We start from the raw sequence: 20130 nt of genomic DNA, 5'->3' as shown, positions 1-20130 counted from the left end.
ATCAAATAACCGGTTAAATATATTCCATCAGACCTAATTTAGCTGGATTAATCTTTTATCCATAATTAAGATTTATCTGTACCTGATGATTTGAGCAATTGGTGGTGACAATATGATAAGTAATCTCGATTACATGAAACTGGCGATGTCATACGAAAATGACAAAACCGAAATCGATCCCGTTCTGCGTAGTCGCGTATGGGGCGTAGTGTTGGTAGGGCTGGCGATGTTCTGGAGTATCATCGCGCTCACCATCTGCAACATCTGGATTGTCAGCTAAAGCTGTAGGTCATCGTTGTAGATACATGTCATTTTTATGACAGTGAAAGGAAACTGTAATATAAAATCAGTGACCGGCAATACAGGGAGAATATATTTTGCCGTGGGATTCATCCAACCTGAAATCAATCACAAGAGCTAATAGCCAACAGGCAATGATTAGCTCTTTTTTTGTCCTCGTGTACTAATACAATATCGCTTAAACGACTCCTCTGCACTATTTTGGTGCTATTTCCTCTGCGCTCTGATAATTGCCTTTTTATCCCTCTCCGTCCTATCGCATTTAGCAATTTGGGTTGTTATCAAAGTGTTATGCCCAGCATGTGTTATCTTTAATGGAGACCCTGAGGAGAATCGGGGTATGCCATCCCTGAGATAAAGGAGGAGCTATGTCGTCAACCCTACGAGAAGCCAGTAAGGACACGCTGCAGGTCAATGAGAAAACCTGGCATTACTACAGTCTGCCGCTGGCGGAGAAGCAGCTGGGCGATATCAGTCGACTGCCCAAGTCGCTGAAGGTGCTGATGGAGAACCTGTTGCGCTGGCAGGACGGTGACTCGGTAACTGAAGAAGATATTCGTGCCCTTGCCGGTTGGCTGAAAAAGGCCCATACCGACCGGGAGATCGCCTACCGTCCGGCTCGCGTCCTGATGCAGGACTTTACCGGCGTGCCGGCGGTAGTGGATCTGGCCGCCATGCGCGAGGCGGTGAAACGCCTGGGCGGCGATACCGCGAAGGTGAACCCGCTTTCGCCGGTCGACCTGGTGATCGACCACTCGGTGACCGTCGACCGCTTCGGCGACGACGAGGCCTTCGAAGACAACGTCCGCCTGGAAATGGAGCGGAACCACGAACGCTACGCATTTTTGCGTTGGGGGCAGCAGGCCTTCAGCCGATTCAGCGTGGTGCCGCCGGGCACCGGGATTTGCCACCAGGTCAACCTGGAATATCTCGGACGGGCGGTGTGGAGCGAAGAGGTGAACGGGAAGTGGATGGCGTGGCCGGATACCCTGGTGGGCACCGACTCCCATACCACCATGATTAACGGGCTCGGCGTGCTGGGCTGGGGCGTGGGCGGGATTGAAGCGGAAGCCGCCATGCTCGGCCAGCCGGTGTCGATGCTGATCCCGGATGTGGTCGGCTTTAAGCTCAGCGGCAAATTGCGCGAAGGCATTACCGCTACTGACCTGGTGCTGACGGTCACCCAGATGCTGCGCCAGCACGGCGTGGTCGGAAAATTTGTCGAGTTCTACGGTGACGGTCTGGATACCTTGCCCCTGGCCGATCGCGCCACCATCGCCAATATGGCGCCAGAGTATGGCGCCACCTGCGGTTTCTTCCCGATCGATGACGTGACGCTCAGCTATATGCGTCTCAGCGGACGCAGCGAAGAACAGGTAGCGCTGGTGGAAGCCTATGCCAAAGCGCAGGGCATGTGGCGCCAGCCGGGCGATGAGCCGGTCTTTACCAGTACCCTGGCGCTGGATATGGGCAGCGTTGAAGCGAGCCTCGCCGGGCCGAAGCGGCCGCAGGATCGCGTGGCGCTCGGCGATGTGCCGAAAGCCTTTGCCGCCAGCGGCGAACTGGAGGTTAACCACCTTCAGCGTCAGCGCCAGCCGGTGGCGTATACGCTGAACGGGCATCACTATTCGCTGCCGGATGGCGCGGTGGCCATTGCGGCGATCACTTCCTGTACCAACACCTCCAACCCCAGCGTACTGATGGCCGCTGGCCTGCTGGCGAAAAAAGCCGTCGAACGCGGCCTGCAGCCGCAGCCGTGGGTGAAAGCTTCCCTGGCCCCTGGCTCGAAAGTGGTGTCAGATTATCTGGCCCATGCTGGCCTGACGCCTTACCTCGACCAGCTCGGCTTCAATCTGGTGGGGTATGGCTGTACCACCTGTATCGGTAACTCCGGTCCGCTGCCGGAACCGATTGAAGAAGCAATCAAAAAAGGCGACCTCACCGTCGGGGCGGTGCTCTCCGGCAACCGTAACTTCGAAGGGCGTATCCACCCGCTGGTGAAAACCAACTGGCTGGCCTCGCCGCCGCTGGTGGTCGCTTACGCGCTGGCGGGGAACATGAACATCGATCTCACCCGCGAGCCGCTGGGACAGGGCAGCGACGGTGAGCCGGTCTATCTGAAAGATATCTGGCCGAGCGGGGAGGAGATTGCCCGGGCGGTGGAACAGGTCTCCACGGAGATGTTCCGCAAAGAGTACGCGGAAGTGTTTTCCGGTACTGAGGAGTGGAGGGCGATCAAGGTGGAGGCGTCAGATACCTACGACTGGCAGGAAGATTCGACCTACATTCGCCTGTCGCCGTTCTTTGACGAGATGGGCGTCGAGCCGCTGCCGGTGGAGGATATTCACGGCGCGCGGATCCTCGCCATGCTGGGCGATTCAGTGACCACTGACCACATTTCGCCGGCAGGAAGCATCAAAGCCGATAGTCCGGCAGGCCGCTATCTGCAGGAGCATGGGGTTGCCCGGCGCGACTTTAACTCCTACGGCTCCCGTCGCGGTAACCATGAGGTGATGATGCGCGGCACCTTCGCCAATATCCGCATCCGCAACGAAATGGTGCCGGGGGTGGAAGGGGGGATGACCCGCCATCTGCCGGACCGCGAACCGGTGGCGATATACGATGCGGCGATGCTGTATAAAGCCGAGGGGATACCGCTGGCGGTGATTGCCGGTAAGGAGTATGGCTCGGGTTCCAGCCGCGACTGGGCGGCGAAGGGGCCGCGCCTGCTGGGGATCCGGGTAGTGATCGCCGAGTCCTTCGAACGTATTCACCGCTCCAACCTGATCGGGATGGGTATTCTGCCGCTGGAGTTCCCGCAGGGCGTCACCCGTAAAACGCTACAGTTGACCGGTGAAGAGCGGATTGATGTCAGTAATCTGCAGTCGCTACAGCCTGGCGCCACGGTGCCGGTGACCCTCACCCGCGCTGACGGCTCGCAGGAGGTGATCGCCTGCCGGTGCCGTATCGACACGGCGACCGAGCTCACCTACTACCGCAACGACGGCATCTTGCACTACGTCATCCGCAATATGCTGTAAAACGAAGGGCCAGCATCGCTGGCCCTCTCTTTACTCTGTCGCCGGTATTATTCCGCCGGCTTGCTGTTGAGCAGGTGGCCCATCTTGGCGGCTTTAGTGTCGAGATAATGGGCGTTTTTCGGGTTGCGTCCGACGATCAGCGGCACGCGCTCCACAATGTTAATCCCGGCTTCGCTGAGGATTTCCACTTTTTTCGGGTTATTGGTTAACAGTCGCACCTGCTCTACGTTGAGCAGTTTGAACATATCGGCGCACAGGGTGAAGTCGCGCTCATCGGCGGCGAAGCCAAGCTGATGGTTCGCTTCGACAGTGTCATACCCCTGATCCTGCAGCGCGTAGGCGCGGATCTTATTCAATAAACCAATGTTGCGACCTTCCTGACGATGATAGAGCAGGATCCCCCGGCCTTCTTCGGCGATATGCGACAGGGCCGCCTCCAGCTGAAAGCCGCAATCACAGCGCAGGCTAAACAGGGCATCGCCCGTCAGACACTCTGAATGAACGCGGGCGAGCACCGGCGCCTGCCCTGAGATATCGCCGTACACCAGCGCGACATGATCCTGTCCGGTTGCCAGTTCTTCAAAACCCACCATCAGGAAATCGCCCCAGGGGGTTGGCAGTTTGGCTTCTGCCACACGTTTAAGCTGCATGTGATTCTCCAGATTCTGTCAGCACCTGAATGTGCTTTCTGTTTACCGCTATTTTGCCACAACGCCGGGACGTTCTCCTAATCGCGAACGGTTAGCCGCGCGGAAAGCGCACAAACGATCTACTTTCCGCTATGATGTTCATCTAAAAGGAGAAGGAGAGAAAATGCTGTTGATTGCCCGACGAACCGCTCTTGCGGCGGCGCTGCTGCTGGTCATGCCCCTCACGGTCTGGCTGTCTGGTTGGCTGTGGCAGCCAGGACTACCGGTGGCATGGCTGAAAAGCCTCTGGTGGGTGACGGAAACGGTGACCCAGCCGTGGGGAATCATCACCCATGTTGTGCTGTGCGCCTGGTTTCTCTGGTGCTTGCGCTTTCGCCTGCGCGCGGCGCTGATTCTGTTCCTCATTCTTGCCGCCGCCATCCTGGTGGGACAGGGGGCCAAATCCTGGGTCAAGGCGCGGGTTCAGGAGCCGAGACCGTTTGTCATCTGGCTGGAAAACACAAGGCAGGTGCCGGTGACGCAATTCTACGCGTTAAAGCGCAAAGAACGCGCTAAACTGGTGCATGAGCAGCTGGCGCAGGCGCAGGACATCCCGCCGTTTTTACGCAAACACTGGCAGAAAGAGACCGGGTTTGCCTTCCCGTCAGGCCATACGATGTTCGCCGCCAGCTGGGCGCTGCTCGCTGCCGGGCTGTTGTGGCCGCGTCGGCGCTGGGGCACGATCGCGGTGCTGCTGGCGTGGGCGACGGCAGTGATGGGCAGTCGCCTGGCGCTCGGCATGCACTGGCCGCTGGATCTTATTGTCGCTACGTTGATTTCCTGGGTGCTGGTCACGGTGGCCTGCTGGCTGACGCAGCGTCTTTGCGGGCCGCTCTCGCCGCCGGGGGAAGAGGCGCAGGATATTAAAAAACGGATGCCTGAAGCGGAATAATGTTGATTTTAGCGGCATCCGACCGCATATCCTGTAGAGTTGCCGTGCTTTTTCGTTCCACCGCTGCGGCGAAAATGATACTTTATAGGGCTGAAAGCGGGCTTTTTTCGCGCAACCCACAGAACGGGAAGTCATGTGAAATATTTACTCATTTTCTTACTGGTGTTAGCAATCTTCGTCATTTCAGTGACGCTGGGGGCGCAGAATGACCAACAGGTCACTTTCAACTATTTGCTCGCTCAGGGTGAATTCCGCATTTCGACGCTACTGGCGGTGCTGTTTGCCGCAGGCTTTGCCATCGGCTGGCTGATCTGCGGCCTGTTCTGGCTGCGGGTGCGCGTCTCGCTGGCGCGCGCGGAGCGGAAAATTAAGCGCCTTGAGCACCAGATTGCCCCTGTCAGCCCGGCGGCTGTCGACGCAGGCGTGCCTGCGGTGAAGGAATAACCTCTTATGCTGGAGTTGTTGTTTCTGCTTTTACCCGTTGCCGCCGCCTACGGCTGGTACATGGGGCGCAGAAGTGCACAACAGTCCAAACAGGACGACGCGAGCCGCCTGTCACGGGATTACGTGGCGGGGGTGAACTTCCTGCTTAGCAACCAGCAGGATAAAGCCGTCGATCTGTTCCTTGATATGCTGAAAGAGGATACCGGTACCGTTGAGGCCCACCTGACGCTCGGCAACCTGTTCCGCTCGCGCGGTGAGGTCGACCGCGCGATCCGTATCCACCAGAGTCTGATGGAAAGCGCATCGTTAACCTACGATCAGCGCCTGTTGGCCGTCCAGCAGCTGGGGCGCGACTATATGGCCGCCGGGCTGTATGACCGTGCGGAAGACATGTTCAAACAGCTGGTGGATGAGACTGATTTTCGCCTCGGCGCGCTGCAGCAACTGTTGCAGATCTACCAGGCGACCAGCGACTGGCAGTCGGCTATCGAGGTGGCTGAGCGGCTGGTGAAGCTGGGCAAAGAGAAGCATCGTGGCGAAATCGCCAACTTCTGGTGCGAACTGGCCCTGCAGCAGATGGCGGCCAACGATCTGGATAAGGCGATGGCGCTGTTGAAGAAAGGCGCCGCCGCGGACCGCAACAGCGCCCGGGTGTCGATCATGATGGGTCGGGTGTGGATGGAGAAGGGCGACTACGCCAAAGCGGTGGAAAGCCTCGAGCGGGTTATCGATCAGGATAAAGAGCTGGTGGGTGAGACGCTGGAGATGCTGCAGACCTGCTATCAGCAGCTCGGCAAAGCCGATGAATGGGAAGTTTTCCTGCGCCGCTGCGTGGAGGAGAACGCCGGGGCGACCGCCGAACTGATGCTGGCGCAGATCCTTGAGCAGCGGGAAGGGGTCGAAGCGGCGCAAAACTACGTCACCCGGCAGCTGGAACGCCATCCCACCATGCGCGTCTTCCATAAGCTGATGGACTACCATCTCAATGAAGCGGAAGAAGGACGGGCGAAAGAAAGTCTTGGGGTGCTGCGAAACATGGTCGGCGAACAGGTGCGTAGCAAACCGCGCTACCGTTGCCAGAAATGCGGCTTTACCGCTCATACTCTCTACTGGCATTGTCCGTCCTGCCGCTCCTGGGCGACCATCAAACCTATTCGCGGCCTCGACGGCCAGTAAGGTCAAAAAAACAGACTCTTTAGTTACAACATACTTATCATTTCTTTCCCGTCGCCGTCTGCAGCCCCGGCATCGCCGTCGTCCGCGCAGGGCAAAACAGCAGCCTGTTATTTTGTTAGCTTCACAGGTAGAATGCTGCCCGTTTACCTTTTTTGCGCCCTCTGGCGCCCATCAACACTAAGGTCTGGTCATGACGTCAACAGCTATCCCATCTTCCCGCGCTGTCACTTCCTCTCCCGTTGTGGTTGCGCTTGACTATGATAATCGCGATAAAGCGCTGGCATTTGTCGACCGCATCGACCCGCGCGACTGCCGCCTGAAGGTGGGCAAAGAGATGTTCACTCTGCTGGGACCGCAGTTTGTCAGCGATCTGCATCAGCGTGGGTTTGAGGTGTTCCTGGACCTTAAGTTTCACGATATTCCCAACACCACCGCCCGCGCGGTGGCGGCGGCGGCCGAGCTTGGCGTATGGATGGTGAATGTCCATGCCTCCGGCGGCGCGCGGATGATGACCGCGGCACGCGAAGCGCTGCTGCCTTTTGGTCAAGACGCGCCGCTGCTCATCGCCGTCACCGTCCTTACCAGCATGGAGTCCAGCGATCTGCAGGATCTGGGCATTACCTTATCTCCGGCTGATTACGCGGCGAAGCTGGCGGCGCTGACCCAACGCTGCGGCCTCGACGGGGTGGTGTGTTCAGCTCAGGAGGCGGTACGCTTTAAGCATGAGCTGGGACAGGCGTTTAAGCTGGTCACCCCGGGTATCCGTCCGCAGGGCAGCGACGCTGGCGATCAGCGGCGGATCATGACGCCTGAGCAGGCTCAGGCGTCAGGGGTGGACTATATGGTCATTGGCCGCCCGGTTACCCAGTCGACCGATCCTGCCGCGACGCTGCGGGCGATCAACGATTCTCTGCGCAAGGGGGCATAATGAGCGATTCCAACAGCCGCCTGGTCTACTCCACCGAAACCGGGCGTATCGACGAGGCGAAACCGGCGCCGGTGCGCCCGAAAGGCGACGGCATAGTGCGGATCCAGCGCCAGACCAGCGGCCGCAAGGGCAAGGGCGTCTGTCTGATTAGCGGGATTGATGCCGACGATGCGGCACTCACTGCCCTGGCGGCGGAGCTGAAGAAGAAATGCGGCTGCGGCGGCGCGGTGAAAGAGGGTGTGATTGAGATCCAGGGCGACAAACGGGATTTACTTAAGGCGCTGCTAGAGGCGAAAGGGATGAAAGTGAAGTTAGCTGGCGGCTAATCGTTTTTTCAACCCTAATTAATGGCCAGGTGAAATAACAAGGCCGCGGTGAATGCCGCGGCCTTGAATGATTTAACGTGCGTAAGTCAATTCGTATGAATTATTCTTTTATTTCGTCAGGTAATTATATTATTTGCCGACCTGGTGACCAATAATACCACCGACTGCTGCGCCACCCAGGGTACCGAGTGCGCTACCGTCAGTTAACACCGCACCGCCGATGGCGCCGGCGCCTGCACCGATTGCAGTGTTACGATCGCGTTTAGACATGTTAGAGCAAGCGCTCAGAGACATTGCTACAGTGACAGCCAGAACAACAGCAGCCATTTTTTTGCTCGTTGAAGTCATCATTTTTTTCTCCTGAATAATCTATTCATGGATTACGGCGCTCCTTTAAGCATAGCCTGATAAAGCAGCTTTAGGGCAATTCCATGAAGTTAGGGTGCGCAGGTATCACGAAAATCACGCAGGTGATAGTCACTTCCTGTTATATCGCTAATAATAATTCTACTTTTTTTTAAATTTATCGTCAGGTAAAAAATCTTAATTACCGGCTCGGAATACTCTCAGAGCGTAATTTCGCCCCGTTCGGCGCGGTGGCAGGGCACGGGGCGGGTGGAATATCAGATGTACGGCACAATATCGACGGTCAGGCCGCTGCGCAACAACTGCTCACGGCAGTCGTTCGGCAGACGATCGTCGGTGATAACGCGATTAAAGCGGCCGGCTGGGCCAAGCGGATAGGGGTGCACCGCGCTGAATTTTGAGCTGTCGCTGAGGATAATCGCTTCGCAGTGCTTCTCCAGAACGGCGTTAACCACGTCCGCACGCATCATATCGCGGCCGGTAAAGCCGGTTTCCGCCTGCCAGCCATCGATCCCGATGAAGGCCTTACTGAAATGCACCTGTTGAATGAACTGGCGGGTCAGTGGGCCAACCATACTTTCACTGCGTTTCTGGTAAATCCCGCCCAGCAGGATCACCTCTCCCGGCGTCTCTTTCAGCAGATGGGCGATATAGCTGCTGACGGTGATGATGGTGATATCGCCGCGTTCAGCCAGGGTGCGCGCCAGCAGGGCGTTGCTGCTGCCGTTTTCGATAAATACCGTTTCGCCGGCATTCACCAGCGCCGCGGCGCGGCTGGCCAGTTCACGCTTAATGGCGAAATGGGTCATCATGCGGGTTTCGACATCTTCACTGTCCAATGGGACGGCGTAGCCATGGGTGCGGCGCAGATAGCTCTGCTTCTCCAGCAGGTTTAGATCCTGACGGATGGTAACCTCTGAGACACCGGTCATTTTCGCCAGATCGGCGACGCTCATGCGGCCTTTATCGATGACCACTTGCAAAATACTTTGTTGTCGGGCGTTCATAGCAACATCACTGTTAGGGGGCTATACGGCGAGCAACCGGTCAGCATCGCCGGTTGCGGCATGTGGGCGATAATCAGATTTCCCAGGGCGCTTTGGGTGGTTTGTTTTGCTCGGCGTCGTCTGCCGCCAGCGCCAGCAGTTCCGCTTTGAGGATTTCCAGATTATGGATCGCAGAGTGGTAATCACCGGCAACCAGAATATCCAGCACGGTATCGATACGTTGGGCGAGCAGGTGGGCATTCACATCTGACATGGCATTATCCTGGTAACAAAAACGAATGAAATCAATGATGCTAAAAATGGGTGAAAAAGAGAAGCGAAAAAAACGCACAACCTTAATCGTTGCGACGGAAATGACGGGACAGGGAGGAAAGAAGGAGCGGTTCCCGAAGGAACCGCTGTGAAGAGACGTCAGGCTGCCGGACGAGCAATGATGCTACGCGTTTCCATGCGGACTTCAGCGATAGTGACATCGATAACATCGGTCACTTTGTAGACCACTTCTCCCTTGATCTGCACGGTGCCGTTTTCCTGGCTGCAGACCAGTTCGTCGCGCACGGCGTGAAGGAACGGGGCCGGAATAAAGGCGACCGCGCCATTGTCCACCAGACGTACGCGCATTCCACCGCGGCTGATGTCGATGATCTCCGCCGCAAAGCGGGTGTCGGTACCGGCTTTATCGTTGAGGAAACGGGCATACAGCCAGTCGGCGACATCGCGTTCGGCCATGCGGTTGAGACGACGGCGCTCCGCCATCTGCACGGTGGCTTCATCCTGTGGGCGCGCAATGGTTTCGCCTTTGATGATGGCCTTCAGCAGACGGTGATTGATCATGTCGCCATACTTACGAATCGGCGAGGTCCAGGTGGCGTAGGCCTCAAGACCAAGACCAAAGTGGGGGCCCGGCTCGGTGCTGATTTCAGCAAACGACTGGAAACGACGTATGCGGCTGTCGAGGAAACCGGTCGGCTGAGCGTCCAGTTCGCGGCGCAGCTTGCAGAAACCTTCCAGGGTGAGCACTTCCGTTGGATCAACGTGTACGTCGTGGGTCTTCAGCAGGGCCGCCAGCTGTTCGGTATTCGCCGGGTCGAAGCCGGTGTGGACGTTATAAACGCCGAAGCCAAGCTTGTCGCGCAGCACGCGGGCGGCACAGATGTTGGCGGCGATCATCGACTCTTCGACAATACGGTTGGCAATACGACGCGGCTCCGCGACGATGTCCAGCACTTCGCCTTTTTCGCCGAGGACGAAACGGTAATCCGGGCGGTCTTTAAACACCAGCGCGTGGGTCTGACGCCATTCGCTGCGGCGCTGACACACGTCCTTCAGCAGCGTAATTTGCTGCGCGATCGCCTCGCTGCCCGGCTGCCAGCTGCCGCGGCCTTCCAGCCAGTCAGAGACATCGTCATAGGCCAGTTTGGCTTTTGATTCGATGGTAGCGGCAAAGAACTCGATATTGTCTTCGATGGTGCCATCGGCCGCCAGAGTCATCCGGCAGGCCAGCACCGGGCGCACTTCATTGGCACGCAGGGAACACAGGTCGTCTGACAGTTCGCGCGGCAGCATCGGGATGTTGAAGCCCGGCAGATAGTTGGTAAAGGCGCGTACTTTTGCGGCGTTATCCAGCTTGCTGCCTTCGGCAATCCACGCGGTCGGGTCAGCGATCGCCACCGTCAGCAACAGTTTGCCGTCGGCGCCAGATTCGACATACAGCGCATCATCCATATCTTCGGTACTTGCGCTGTCAATGGTGACGAAGTCGAGGGCGGTCAAATCGCGGCGAGTCAGCCCTTCGTCAAGCATCTCGGTGGCGACGCCGTCCGGTGCCTCTTTCTCAAGATTATGGCGCGCCAGCGTCACCCACCACGGGACGAAGTGATCGTCGCTGAAGGTGATGAACTGGGTCAGCTCCGCGTAAAATCCGCGGTCGCCTTTTAATGGATGACGGCGCATTTCTGCGACGGCCCAGTCACCCTGTTTGAAATCATGCTCAACGCCACGGGCGGCGCGGCAGGGAATGGCGTCTTTCAGCAGCGGATGGTCAGGAACGATAGCGAGGCGATCGTCTTTCTTCTGGACTTTACCGACGAAACGGGTCAGGAAGGGCTCAACCAGCGATTCCGGTTCGGCGCTTTCGCGTTCTTTTTCAGAATGGATCACCGCAACGATACGGTCGCCATGCATCACTTTTTTCATCTGCGGCGGCGGAATGAAGTAGCTCTTCTGAGCGTCCACTTCGAGGAAGCCAAAGCCCTTTTCCGTGCCCTTAACGACCCCTTCCGCACGCGGCGTCTGGGAATGCAGTTGCTGTTTAAGCTGCGCTAGCAGCGGGTTATCCTGAAACATAATTAGGTATTTTCGTGGCTAAAAGAGCGGCTGACATTTTTACGCGATTATGCCTGTCGCAGCAAGCGCTGTTTCAGCAATTTACGTCTGCTGACGCACATAGCCGAGGGCGATTTTCAGACGATTCATCCAGCCGCATAGTCCGCTCCAGGTTAACAGATCGATCGCCTGTTCCGCTGAGAGTCCATATTCGCCGAGGGGTGTTAACTGGGCGGCGCTAAACCGGTCCGGGGAGCGGGTTAACAACTGTACCGCGGTAACGAGCGCGCGCGACCGCGGATGCTGCCCAAGCCAGCGATGGAGAGCCTGATCGCCCTCGCGCAAATGGCTGCCGAACGCTTCTTCACCGTGCCAGTGGGAGAGCCAGGCGTCAAAACAGGTGGCGCTGCCATTGGTGCGCGCGGTGAGTAAGGCGACCTGCGGGCCAAAGGTACCGTTGCCGCTGAGCTGGCGTAACAGCGTCTCCAGAGGCGCCATCAGCTGCGGGTCGCAGGCCAGCAACGGAGCCAGCGGGCCCAGGCCGGGCAGTGACTGCCAGCTGGCGATACGCCGCTGGCGCTCGTCATCGGCATACTGCAGATCGGGATCCTCAATGTCGGTTACCCACTCTCCTGGTGGGTTGACGAACAGGTCGGCGGGCGCCTCCTCTTGCTGCGGCATACCGGGGATCCAGCGCACCGGGAAGCCCTGGGCCGCCTGCAGCACGGCAATCGCCCGCGCCTGGAAGCCGACGAAACCGATAATCTGGTTGATCAGGATAATATCCCGACTGGTCAGGCCCACTTCGTCCAGCTGGCTGCGGGAAAGGGCGTTAATGACGGAGGGTGAACCGGCGAGCTGACGAGCGTATTGGGTGATCTGCGCCAGACGACGGTTGCTCTCGCGCGAAGAGTCGGGCCCCGGCAGGGGCGCCAGGCGGGCGGCATAGTGGTTACACAGCCGCTGGACGCCGTAGACCTGGGCGACGGTGAGCGCAGTGCTCAGGCGATCGTAGGCGGTAAAGGTTTGCAGGCGGCTCACCGCCACCTGGTCGGGAAACAGCCGCTCGGCCAGCTGGCGCGCGGGGCGTAGCCAGCCTGCGTGGGCGTGTAGCCAGGCGTCCGGCAGCGTCAGGTCCAGCAAAAAGCGGTCTTCAACATGGGCGGCTTCAGGGACGAGCGGCAGGACATCCACCGGGCAGATTGTTGACTGGGTTTCGTGATACCAGTGGTTTTTGCCATTCACGCGGCGTGGCTCCATGGGCTTTCCTTGTTCGGTATGTGGCGAACCGCCGTTCCGCGGATCGTTTATGCAGAACTATCCTGGCGTAACCCGGAAGCAGGAGAAAATATTGATACGTGCTAACAAATAGCCGATTGGAATAACAGGGGGGGCACAAGGCCTGGGAAGGGAAAGCCCTCCTCACCGGGGCGAGGAGGGTAAGGAACTTATTTCAGTTCCAGCTCGTTCATGGCGGCGATGCTGAACCCGCCATCAACGTGAACGACTTCACCGGAGATACCCGCAGACAGGTTGGAGCACAGGAAGGCTGCGCTGTTACCCACGTCTTCAATGGTGACGGTGCGACGGATCGGGGTGACCGCTTCGCAGTGCGCCAGCATTTTACGGAAATCTTTGATACCGGACGCGGCCAGGGTACGGATCGGACCGGCGGAGATAGCGTTGACGCGAACGCCTTCCGGACCCATCGCGTTCGCCATATAGCGCACGTTAGCTTCCAGAGAGGCTTTCGCCAGACCCATGACGTTGTAGTTCGGGATCGCGCGCTCGGCGCCCAGGTAGGAGAGCGTCAGCAGAGCAGAGCCCGGGTTCAGCATTGTGCGGCAGGCTTTGGCCATCGCCACGAAGCTGTAGGCGCTGATGTCGTGCGCGATTTTGAAACCTTCGCGGGTGACCGCGTTGACGTAGTCGCCGTCTAACTGGTCAGCCGGGGCATAACCGATAGAGTGGACGAAACCATCGAATTTTGGCCAGACTTTTTCCAGCTCGGTGAACAGCGCGGTGATGCTCTCGTCTTCAGCAACGTCGCACGGCAGCACAATGTCAGAACCCAGCGCGGCAGCAAACTCTTCAACGCGACCTTTCAGTTTTTCATTCTGATAGGTGAATGCCAGTTCCGCGCCTTCGCGGTGCATTGCCTGCGCAATACCGTAGGCGATGGACAGTTTGCTGGCGACGCCAGTGATCAAAATGCGCTTACCGGAAAGAAAACCCATAGCTTTAATCCTTATCGTTATTGCTTATTTTTACTTTAACAATCATAACGTTAACATTGTTATTTCAAAATAACTCAAATTTAGCCAGGAATTATATCCCACTGACGACCCCTTGTGTCACGATATTTTTCAGCCGGCCCGCGCCGCGCGGGGCAAAAGCCGATCGTGATGGCTCAAGTATACCCTTTTCTCAGCTGATTATTTGAGCGCAATCGTTGCCAGCAGGAGGCGCCTATCGGCACCGAGAGGCCGCAGCTCGCCCGGGGCGTTGCCGCGCCAGCAGAGACCGCTGCCGGCGGCGCAGCGCCGCCCGGCCAGATCCCACTCCCCCTGCAGCACATAAGCGACGCCTTCGGTGGCCGCTCGCTGCCGGTCGCTCACCACTTCAACCTTCGCTGAGGCTCGACCCCGCTGGGTCATGACATTGAAGTCCAGTCCAGGCTCAACGATCCCGACGCTGGACAGCTCCCATTCGCCGGGGAATGCCCACGGCTGCCAGAGCGCCAGCGGATGGTCGATCTCCTCCCCGCGCAGCCGTAGCGGTCGCCCCGCCAGCAAGACGATCGTCCGGTCGACCCCGGGGAAGGGGGAGAAAGGGCCATCGGCCTGCAGGGTGGCAATGCTCGCGCGCCAGAGAAAAGGGGCATCTACGGAAGGAACGGCGATAATTTCGCGCGTGGCGCCGGCACCGTTCTTCCACGGCGTGACGGGTAAAGTAGCGTAATCAAAATACGTGATCATAGTTTGCTCGGCGGAAATCTGGAGTGGATAGTATTTGTTACACGCTTGTCTCAATGTGCTTACAAATTATTTACAACAGGGCTCACAAATCCATCATTGAGCGCGTGTGCGGGTTTGTCAATGCTTGTATATACATGAGCAGTCATCTGCGAATTATCTTATCGCCGTGACCAGAGCCATCATGACAAAACGCGATCGGGAGAATGAAAATGCAACAGCGTATTACTTTCCGCCAGGCCTGCCTGGTCACCCTGTTTTCGGGGCTACTGCTGTCTGGTGGCTCAACATACGCTAAAGAGTGGAAATCGATCACCATCGCTACGGAAGGCGGCTATGAGCCCTGGAATCTGACGCTTCCCGGAGGGAAACTCAGCGGCTTCGAGCCCGAGCTAATGGCGAATTTATGCCAGCGAATGCAGATCGAATGCAAACTGGTGGTGCAGAACTGGGATGGCATGATTGCCGGACTTAACGCCGGAAAATATGACGTGATCATGGATGCTATCGTCGTCACCCCAGAGCGTTCGAAGGTAGTGGCGTTTACCCAGGCATACGCTGCCACGCCGGCCTCTTTCATTGCGGTAAAAGGGTCGCTGCTACCGCCGTCCCCGGCGGTCAAACTTCATGATGATGAGAAAGAGATTCAGGCGGCGATTGCGCCTCTGCGCGCGGCGTTGAAAGGGAAAACCATCGGCATCGCTTCCGGCACCGTCTACACCCCGTTTATTGATAAGTATTTCAAGGATATCGCTGACGTCCGGGAATATAACAACTCAGCGGATGCGATCCTCGACCTGCAGGCTGAGCGCATCGATGCGGTGTTTGATGATATTACCTTTGCCAACACCACCCTGTCGCGTCCGGAGAATAGCAATCTGGCATTGAGCGGTCCGCTGATGAGCGGCCCAATCTGGGGAGGCGGTGAGGCGATGGGTGTGCGCCTTACCGATACCGATCTCAAAGCGAAACTGGATAGCGCCATTCAGGCGGCGCTGGCCGATGGGACGGTAAAAAAACTGAGTGAGAAATGGTTTAAAAGCGACGTGACTCCCTGAGCGAGGCAACCATGTTAAATCTTCTGAGTTTGGGTGAAAACGGGTGGGGGACGCTGATCCTCAGCGCAACGCTGACCACGTTGCTGCTGTCGCTTGCAGCGCTGGCCGTCGGTGCGGGCGTGGGCGGCGTCATCGCCGCCGCAAAATTGTCCCGGCACGCGCCAGCGCGCTGGTTCGGCGCCGCCTGGTCGGTGGTATTCCGCGGTATCCCTGAATTACTGGTGATCTATCTGTTCTATTTTGGCGGCTCAGGGATGATTTCATGGCTGGGTCGCCTGTTTGGCGCAGACGGCTTTATTGAGGTGCCGCCATTTCTGATTGGCGCCCTGGCGATTGGTTTGATCTCCTCCTCGTATCAGGCGGAAGTCTACCGTGCTGCTCGCCTGGCGTTGATGCCCGGTGAAGTGGAGGCAGCTACCGCCATTGGCATGCCGCGCTGGCGGATCCTGCAGCGCATCCTGCTGCCGCAGATTGTCCGTTATTCGCTGCCGGGGTTGTCCAACGTCTGGCAGATGAGCCTCAAAGATTCGGCGCTGGTATCAGTGACCGGGATGGTTGAACTGATGCGCGCCAGCCAGATTGCCGCTGGCTCTACCCGCGATTATTTCCTGTTCTATCTCATCGGCGGCGGTTGCTATTTGATCCTGACGCTGCTCTCTAACCGCGCGTTTACCCGGGCGGAGAGCCATCTGAACCGCGCCTGGCTGCGTCGCAGCGCCGCGCAGGCGTAAGGAGCCCGTATGATTATCGATTTTGCCTTCCTCGGTGAGACGTTGTTGAAGCTCGGCGCGGCGCTGCCGGTGACGCTGGGGCTCTTTATCTGCTCTTTTATGCTTGGCGGCGTGCTGGCCCTTGGCGTTCTGGCGCTGCGAATGAGCCGCTGGCCGCTGGCAAGCGGCTTCGCCAAAGGCTATATCCTGATCTTTCGCGGCTCGCCATTGCTGATCCAGTTGTTTCTCATTTATTACGGGCTGGGTCAGTTTGGGGTGATCCGCCACAGTTTCCTGTGGCCGCTGCTGCGCGAACCCTTCATCTGCGCCGTTCTGGCGCTGGCGCTCTGTACGGCGGCCTATACCGCGGAAATTCTGCGCGGCGGGTTGCTGGCGATACCGCCGGGTCAGATTGAAGCCGGCCAGGCTTGCGGTATGTCGCGCTGGCTGCTGCTGCGGCGGATCATTGCCCCGGTGATGCTGCGCTATGCGCTACCAGCCTACTCCACGGAGGCCATTTTGTTGGTCAAGTCGACGGCGCTGGCAAGCCTGGTGACCGTCTGGGACGTCACGGGGGTGGCCCAACAGATTATTCAGCGTACCTACCGGACGATGGAGGTATTTCTCTGCGCGGCGGCCATCTACCTGCTGCTCAATTTCATCATTGTGCAATTATACGCCCTGCTTGAACGGCGTTTAACCCCGCATACCAGGCCAAATCCGGCGACCGTGTCGCTCAAGCCGATAACCAAAGGAGAGTAAGATGCTCGATTCACGTCCGGTGACCTTATCGGTCAGCGATATTCATAAGTCCTTTGGCTCCCTGGATGTCCTGAAGGGGATCACCATCCAGGCGCAGCAGGGCGATGTTATTTCGATCCTTGGCGCCAGCGGCTCCGGTAAAAGTACGCTGCTGCGCTGCATTAACCTGCTGGAAACGCCCGATGCCGGAGTGGTCAGCGTCGGCGGGGAGACGATTGAAATGAAACACCACGCTCGCGGGCATCGGCTGGCGGCGAATCCCCGGCAGATAGAGCGCCTGCGCTCGCGGCTGGGGATGCTCTTCCAAAGTTTTAACCTGTGGTCGCATATGACGGTCCTGCAGAATGTCATTGAGGGGCCGCATTATGTGCTCAAACGCGATAAACGGACCTGCATTGAACAGGCCGAGCAGCTGCTGGAGCGGGTGGGGATGTTGAACCGAAAGGATTTTTATCCGGCGCAGCTCTCCGGCGGCCAGCAGCAGCGCGTGGCGATAGCCCGCGCGCTGGCGATGGAGCCGGACGTCATGCTCTTTGATGAACCCACCTCAGCGCTGGATCCTGAACTGGTCGGCGAGGTGCTAAAGGTGATGCGCAGCCTGGCGGAGGAGGGACGGACGATGCTGGTGGTCACCCACGAGCTGGGATTCGCCCGCCATGTCTCCAACCGGGTGGTCTTTATGCACCAGGGGACGATTGACTGCGACGGCGCGCCTGAGGCGCTGTTTGGCAGCCAGGGATCCGCGCGCTTTAAGCAATTTATCTCCAGCCATCAACAGCCAGGACAGGTCGTATGAAAATGATCCAGTGGGGCGATGCGCCGATACGCTGGCAGGAGGTGGCTTGCGTCGCCCGGGGTGAGGCGACCTTGAGCCTCAGCGACAGCGCCTGGGCGCGTATCGCGCAAGGACGGGCGATCGTCCAGCATATCGTTAAAGCCGGCCAGGTAGCCTATGGGATCAATACCGGGCTGGGGGCGCTGTGCAATATTACGTTGCCGGAAGCGCAGCTGCACCAGCTGTCGCGCAATACGTTGCTCAGCCATGCCTGCGGGGTGGGACCGTTGCTGGAGGTCGCCCCAACCCGGGCAATTATGTGCGCCGCGGTGGCCAATTTCAGCCACGGTAAATCCGGGATCTCCGCCGGGATAGTGCAGCAACTGTTGGCGTTTTTGCAGCATGGCGTCACCCCTCAGGTGCCCTCCCAGGGGTCAGTTGGCTATTTAACGCATATGGCGCATATTGGCCTGGCCCTGATGGGGGTTGGCGATGTGCTGTGGCAGGGGCGAACGTGGCCTGCGGCAGAGGTCCTGTCGCAGCTGAATCTGCAGCCCATCGCGCCGGGAGCGAAAGAGGGGCTGAGTCTGGTCAACGGTACGCCGTGCATGACCGGTCTGGCCTGTCTGGCGTTAGACGACGCCGAGCGCTTAATGGACTGGGCCGATGTAACCGGCGCGATGAGCTTTGAAGCGCTGCGCGGCCAGCTTGTGGCATTCGATGCCGAGATCCTGGCGCTGAAAGCCAGCCCCGGTATCCAGACCAGCGGCCAGCGGCTGCGTGAGCTGCTGGCGGACAGCCCTCTGCTGGCCGAAAGTCAAGGACTTCGCACCCAGGATGCGCTAAGCCTTCGCTCGATGCCTCAGGTGCATGGCGCCTGCCGCGATCAGTTTAGCCACGCGCAGACGCAGATAAATATCGAACTCAACGCCTGTACCGATAATCCGCTGATCCTGGGGACCGTTGAGCAGTGGCGGGTGGTCTCCCAGGCGCATCCGCACGGCGAATCAGTGGCAATGGCCTGCGATTTGCTGGCCATTGCCATGGCAGAGCTGGGCGCTATCGCTGAACGACGCCTTGACCGGCTGGTGAATCCTCTGGTGAGCGGGCTGCCGGCGTTCCTGGTCGCCCGACCGGGCGTGAATTCAGGGATGATGATTGCCCAGTACGTCGCCGCGTCGTTGTGCGCGGAAAACAAGCAGCTGGCGCAGCCGGCGGTGCTGGATAATTTTGTTACCTCGGCGTTGCAGGAGGATCATTTAAGTCTGGGCACCAGCGCTGCGCTGAAACTGCAGCGCCTGCTGGGCAACCTCTATCAGATCCTCGGCATCGAATATTTACTCGCTGCCCAGGGGCTCGATTTTCACGAGCCGCAGAAGCTGGCCGCGGGCACGCGCCGGGCGCGAGACCTGCTGCGCGAAAGCGTGCCTGGCTGGGAGGACGATCGTTGGCTGGCGCCGGACATTGCCAGCGCGGTGGCCATCCTTAAGCGAACCGCTGGCCACGCGCCGGCGTGAGGTCAGCGGGCGAGGTGAATGAGACGACGCTATTTGCCGTCTTTGCGCCAGGCGTCGGCGGTGAGAGCCTCACCGAAATGGCCGGCAATCAGACGTCGGGTCAGGTCGTGCAGCGGTGAGGCCAGCACATCGGCGGTGCTGCCGCGCTCAACCACTTCCCCGTTATGCATCACCAGCACCTGATCGCTGATGTGCTTCATCATGCCCAGGTGCTGGGTGACATAGATGTAGGAGATGCCCTGTTTCTCCTGCAGCTCCAGCATCAGGTTGATGAGCTGGGAGCGCATCGACATATCCAGCGAGGCCAGCGCCTCATCGCAGACGATGACCTTCGGGCGCAGGATCAGCGCCCGGGCGAGGCCAAGACGCTGCTTCTGACCCGGGGCCAGCATATGGGGATAGTAGCTGACGTGGTCCGGCAGCAGGCCGACCATGCGCAGGGTGTCGATGATCTGCTTCTGTCGCGCTTCGGCGTCGAGATCGGTATTCAGCCGCAGCGGAAAATCGAGGATCTGCGAGATGCGCTGGCGCGGGTTTAGCGACGTCGACGGATCCTGAAAGATCATGCGAATTTTCTGGCTGCGGTAGGAGTAATCCCCGAAGGTCAACGGATGGTCGTCGATCAGCACCTCGCCGCTGGTGGGCTCCACCATGCCCGCCAGCATCTTCGCGAGGGTGGATTTTCCGGAGCCATTCTCGCCGATAATCGCCAGCGTCTGCCGTTCGCGCAGGGTAAAACTCAGCGGCTTAACCGCCTCCACCGTCTGGCGGTGAAACCAGCCGGTGCGGTAGCGAAAGGTCTTACTGAGTTGGCGCACTTCCAGCAATGTTTCGACCAT

21 protein-coding genes are annotated in these 20130 nt (G+C 58.6%); 12 read left to right on the top strand and 9 right to left on the bottom strand.

The window, feature by feature from the left end; genetic code table 11:
• Positions 1–112 precede the first annotated feature (112 nt).
• Positions 113–280, top strand: coding sequence for a YmiA family putative membrane protein (locus tag ACQUTI_RS07780; RefSeq protein ID WP_017898677.1), 168 nt, complete (start codon positions 113–115; stop codon positions 278–280).
• A 388-nt stretch (positions 281–668) separates the two neighbouring features.
• On the top strand, positions 669–3341 hold the full coding sequence (acnA, locus tag ACQUTI_RS07775) for an aconitate hydratase AcnA (RefSeq protein ID WP_254465565.1): 2673 nt from the start codon (positions 669–671) through the stop codon (positions 3339–3341).
• Positions 3342–3388: 47 nt separating this feature from the next.
• Here the strand turns inward: acnA and ribA are convergent, their stop codons facing one another.
• Positions 3389–3991 carry a GTP cyclohydrolase II gene (gene ribA, locus ACQUTI_RS07770; protein WP_004203877.1) on the bottom strand — a complete coding sequence of 201 codons (603 nt, stop codon included), beginning with the start codon at positions 3989–3991 and terminating at the stop codon, positions 3389–3391.
• Between the two features lie 163 nt (positions 3992–4154).
• Here ribA and pgpB point away from each other — a divergent pair, with 163 nt between their 5' ends.
• The 5 genes from pgpB to yciH all read left to right on the top strand — a co-directional run bounded on the left by pgpB (position 4155) and on the right by yciH (position 7796).
• Positions 4155–4922: a phosphatidylglycerophosphatase B gene (pgpB, locus tag ACQUTI_RS07765; RefSeq protein WP_004203878.1), complete on the top strand. Its 768-nt coding sequence runs from the start codon at positions 4155–4157 to the stop codon at positions 4920–4922.
• Positions 4923–5057: 135 nt separating this feature from the next.
• Positions 5058–5366, top strand: coding sequence for a LapA family protein (locus ACQUTI_RS07760; RefSeq protein ID WP_002901780.1), 309 nt, complete (start codon positions 5058–5060; stop codon positions 5364–5366).
• 6 nt (positions 5367–5372) lie between these two features.
• Entirely contained in the window at positions 5373–6542 is a 1170-nt protein-coding gene (gene lapB / locus ACQUTI_RS07755) for a lipopolysaccharide assembly protein LapB (RefSeq protein WP_004203879.1), read from the top strand.
• A gap of 190 nt (positions 6543–6732) precedes the next feature.
• Positions 6733–7470 carry an orotidine-5'-phosphate decarboxylase gene (gene pyrF, locus ACQUTI_RS07750; RefSeq protein ID WP_114508076.1) on the top strand — a complete coding sequence of 246 codons (738 nt, stop codon included), beginning with the start codon at positions 6733–6735 and terminating at the stop codon, positions 7468–7470.
• The gene (gene yciH, locus ACQUTI_RS07745) at positions 7470–7796 is read left to right on the top strand and encodes a stress response translation initiation inhibitor YciH (protein ID WP_004203881.1); all 327 of its coding nucleotides are present in this window, start codon (positions 7470–7472) and stop codon (positions 7794–7796) included. The genes pyrF and yciH overlap by 1 nt, the downstream gene beginning before the upstream one ends.
• Before the next feature lie 129 nt (positions 7797–7925).
• On the opposite strand, the gene osmB is transcribed toward yciH, so the two are convergent.
• The 7 genes from osmB to ACQUTI_RS07710 all read right to left on the bottom strand — a co-directional run bounded on the left by osmB (position 7926) and on the right by ACQUTI_RS07710 (position 14472).
• Positions 7926–8144 (bottom strand): osmotically-inducible lipoprotein OsmB, encoded by a 219-nt coding sequence (osmB, locus tag ACQUTI_RS07740; protein WP_002901783.1) that lies wholly within the window; start codon positions 8142–8144, stop codon positions 7926–7928.
• A 275-nt stretch (positions 8145–8419) separates the two neighbouring features.
• On the bottom strand, positions 8420–9169 hold the full coding sequence (locus ACQUTI_RS07735; protein WP_004203882.1) for a DNA-binding transcriptional regulator YciT: 750 nt from the start codon (positions 9167–9169) through the stop codon (positions 8420–8422).
• A 73-nt stretch (positions 9170–9242) separates the two neighbouring features.
• Complete coding sequence (locus tag ACQUTI_RS07730; protein ID WP_004203883.1) at positions 9243–9422, bottom strand: hypothetical protein; 180 nt, start codon at positions 9420–9422, stop codon at positions 9243–9245.
• Positions 9423–9580: 158 nt separating this feature from the next.
• Positions 9581–11515, bottom strand: coding sequence for an exoribonuclease II (locus tag ACQUTI_RS07725; protein WP_004203886.1), 1935 nt, complete (start codon positions 11513–11515; stop codon positions 9581–9583).
• An 81-nt stretch (positions 11516–11596) separates the two neighbouring features.
• A complete protein-coding gene (locus ACQUTI_RS07720; RefSeq protein ID WP_004203887.1) occupies positions 11597–12754 on the bottom strand; it encodes a CMD domain-containing protein in 1158 nt (385 codons plus the stop codon).
• A gap of 188 nt (positions 12755–12942) precedes the next feature.
• Entirely contained in the window at positions 12943–13731 is a 789-nt protein-coding gene (fabI, locus tag ACQUTI_RS07715) for an enoyl-ACP reductase FabI (RefSeq protein WP_004203888.1), read from the bottom strand.
• Between the two features lie 198 nt (positions 13732–13929).
• Positions 13930–14472 (bottom strand): HutD/Ves family protein, encoded by a 543-nt coding sequence (locus ACQUTI_RS07710; RefSeq protein ID WP_064189264.1) that lies wholly within the window; start codon positions 14470–14472, stop codon positions 13930–13932.
• A 209-nt stretch (positions 14473–14681) separates the two neighbouring features.
• Here ACQUTI_RS07710 and ACQUTI_RS07705 point away from each other — a divergent pair, with 209 nt between their 5' ends.
• The 5 genes from ACQUTI_RS07705 to ACQUTI_RS07685 are packed head-to-tail and all read left to right on the top strand — an operon-like array spanning position 14682 to position 19291.
• Entirely contained in the window at positions 14682–15527 is an 846-nt protein-coding gene (locus ACQUTI_RS07705) for a transporter substrate-binding domain-containing protein (protein ID WP_004203890.1), read from the top strand.
• An 11-nt stretch (positions 15528–15538) separates the two neighbouring features.
• Positions 15539–16258 carry an ABC transporter permease gene (locus ACQUTI_RS07700; protein ID WP_004203892.1) on the top strand — a complete coding sequence of 240 codons (720 nt, stop codon included), beginning with the start codon at positions 15539–15541 and terminating at the stop codon, positions 16256–16258.
• Between the two features lie 9 nt (positions 16259–16267).
• Positions 16268–16999, top strand: a complete 732-nt coding sequence (locus ACQUTI_RS07695; RefSeq protein WP_004203893.1) for an ABC transporter permease — start codon at positions 16268–16270, stop codon at positions 16997–16999.
• Position 17000: 1 nt separating this feature from the next.
• Positions 17001–17795, top strand: coding sequence for an ABC transporter ATP-binding protein (locus ACQUTI_RS07690; protein WP_428923235.1), 795 nt, complete (start codon positions 17001–17003; stop codon positions 17793–17795).
• Complete coding sequence (locus ACQUTI_RS07685; RefSeq protein WP_023318042.1) at positions 17792–19291, top strand: HAL/PAL/TAL family ammonia-lyase; 1500 nt, start codon at positions 17792–17794, stop codon at positions 19289–19291. The genes ACQUTI_RS07690 and ACQUTI_RS07685 overlap by 4 nt, the downstream gene beginning before the upstream one ends.
• A 29-nt stretch (positions 19292–19320) precedes the next feature.
• On the opposite strand, the gene sapF is transcribed toward ACQUTI_RS07685, so the two are convergent.
• The gene (gene sapF / locus ACQUTI_RS07680) at positions 19321–20130 is read right to left on the bottom strand and encodes a putrescine export ABC transporter ATP-binding protein SapF (RefSeq protein WP_004203898.1); all 810 of its coding nucleotides are present in this window, start codon (positions 20128–20130) and stop codon (positions 19321–19323) included.

Origin of the sequence: Klebsiella sp. 7-CIP_Kleb., from assembly GCF_050378655.1 — a bacterium.
GTDB lineage: Bacteria > Pseudomonadota > Gammaproteobacteria > Enterobacterales > Enterobacteriaceae > Klebsiella > Klebsiella quasipneumoniae.
Note: the sequence above shows the minus strand (reverse complement) of the source record. Positions and strands in the feature narration are given on the sequence as shown.

What these genes read in the sequence shown, in the direction of transcription:
- ACQUTI_RS07780 (WP_017898677.1), top strand. Translation starts at nt 113, where the DNA reads ATGATAAGTAATCTCGATTACATGAAACTGGCGATGTCATACGAAAAT.
- acnA (WP_254465565.1), top strand. Translation starts at nt 669, where the DNA reads ATGTCGTCAACCCTACGAGAAGCCAGTAAGGACACGCTGCAGGTCAAT.
- ribA (WP_004203877.1), bottom strand. Translation starts at nt 3,991, where the DNA reads ATGCAGCTTAAACGTGTGGCAGAAGCCAAACTGCCAACCCCCTGGGGC.
- pgpB (WP_004203878.1), top strand. Translation starts at nt 4,155, where the DNA reads ATGCTGTTGATTGCCCGACGAACCGCTCTTGCGGCGGCGCTGCTGCTG.
- lapB (WP_004203879.1), top strand. Translation starts at nt 5,373, where the DNA reads ATGCTGGAGTTGTTGTTTCTGCTTTTACCCGTTGCCGCCGCCTACGGC.
- pyrF (WP_114508076.1), top strand. Translation starts at nt 6,733, where the DNA reads ATGACGTCAACAGCTATCCCATCTTCCCGCGCTGTCACTTCCTCTCCC.
- yciH (WP_004203881.1), top strand. Translation starts at nt 7,470, where the DNA reads ATGAGCGATTCCAACAGCCGCCTGGTCTACTCCACCGAAACCGGGCGT.
- osmB (WP_002901783.1), bottom strand. Translation starts at nt 8,144, where the DNA reads ATGACTTCAACGAGCAAAAAAATGGCTGCTGTTGTTCTGGCTGTCACT.
- ACQUTI_RS07735 (WP_004203882.1), bottom strand. Translation starts at nt 9,169, where the DNA reads ATGAACGCCCGACAACAAAGTATTTTGCAAGTGGTCATCGATAAAGGC.
- ACQUTI_RS07730 (WP_004203883.1), bottom strand. Translation starts at nt 9,422, where the DNA reads ATGTCAGATGTGAATGCCCACCTGCTCGCCCAACGTATCGATACCGTG.
- ACQUTI_RS07725 (WP_004203886.1), bottom strand. Translation starts at nt 11,515, where the DNA reads ATGTTTCAGGATAACCCGCTGCTAGCGCAGCTTAAACAGCAACTGCAT.
- ACQUTI_RS07720 (WP_004203887.1), bottom strand. Translation starts at nt 12,754, where the DNA reads ATGGAGCCACGCCGCGTGAATGGCAAAAACCACTGGTATCACGAAACC.
- fabI (WP_004203888.1), bottom strand. Translation starts at nt 13,731, where the DNA reads ATGGGTTTTCTTTCCGGTAAGCGCATTTTGATCACTGGCGTCGCCAGC.
- ACQUTI_RS07710 (WP_064189264.1), bottom strand. Translation starts at nt 14,472, where the DNA reads ATGATCACGTATTTTGATTACGCTACTTTACCCGTCACGCCGTGGAAG.
- ACQUTI_RS07705 (WP_004203890.1), top strand. Translation starts at nt 14,682, where the DNA reads ATGCAACAGCGTATTACTTTCCGCCAGGCCTGCCTGGTCACCCTGTTT.
- ACQUTI_RS07700 (WP_004203892.1), top strand. Translation starts at nt 15,539, where the DNA reads ATGTTAAATCTTCTGAGTTTGGGTGAAAACGGGTGGGGGACGCTGATC.
- ACQUTI_RS07695 (WP_004203893.1), top strand. Translation starts at nt 16,268, where the DNA reads ATGATTATCGATTTTGCCTTCCTCGGTGAGACGTTGTTGAAGCTCGGC.
- ACQUTI_RS07690 (WP_428923235.1), top strand. Translation starts at nt 17,001, where the DNA reads ATGCTCGATTCACGTCCGGTGACCTTATCGGTCAGCGATATTCATAAG.
- ACQUTI_RS07685 (WP_023318042.1), top strand. Translation starts at nt 17,792, where the DNA reads ATGAAAATGATCCAGTGGGGCGATGCGCCGATACGCTGGCAGGAGGTG.
- sapF (WP_004203898.1), bottom strand. Translation starts at nt 20,130, where the DNA reads ATGGTCGAAACATTGCTGGAAGTGCGCCAACTCAGTAAGACCTTTCGC.